We start from the raw sequence: 607 nt of genomic DNA on the forward strand, positions 1-607 counted from the left end.
ATCCGGGTTGCGGACAGTGTCTGGTGGGTAGTTTGACTGGGGCGGTCTCCTCCCAAAGAGTAACGGAGGAGCACGAAGGTTAGCTAATCCTGGTCGGACATCAGGAGGTTAGTGCAATGGCATAAGCTAGCTTGACTGCGAGAGTGACGGCTCGAGCAGGTGCGAAAGCAGGTCATAGTGATCCGGTGGTTCTGAATGGAAGGGCCATCGCTCAACGGATAAAAGGTACTCCGGGGATAACAGGCTGATACCGCCCAAGAGTTCATATCGACGGCGGTGTTTGGCACCTCGATGTCGGCTCATCACATCCTGGGGCTGAAGTAGGTCCCAAGGGTATGGCTGTTCGCCATTTAAAGTGGTACGCGAGCTGGGTTTAGAACGTCGTGAGACAGTTCGGTCCCTATCTGCCGTGGGCGCTGGAGAATTGAGGGGGGCTGCTCCTAGTACGAGAGGACCGGAGTGGACGCATCACTGGTGTTCGGGTTGTCATGCCAATGGCACTGCCCGGTAGCTAAATGCGGAAAAGATAAGTGCTGAAAGCATCTAAGCACGAAACTTGCCCCGAGATGAGTTCTCCCTGAGACTTTAAGTCTCCTGAAGGAACGTT

The 607-nt window shown here is 54.5% G+C and carries 1 rRNA gene; it reads left to right on the top strand.

Annotated features, from left to right (window positions below):
* Positions 1 to 607 (top strand): 23S ribosomal RNA (locus ACOTXI_RS24255); the annotation flags it as partial.

The sequence above is a fragment of the Enterobacter cloacae complex sp. BZL2005 genome (assembly GCF_049238885.1).
Taxonomy (GTDB): Bacteria; Pseudomonadota; Gammaproteobacteria; order Enterobacterales; family Enterobacteriaceae; genus Enterobacter; species Enterobacter roggenkampii.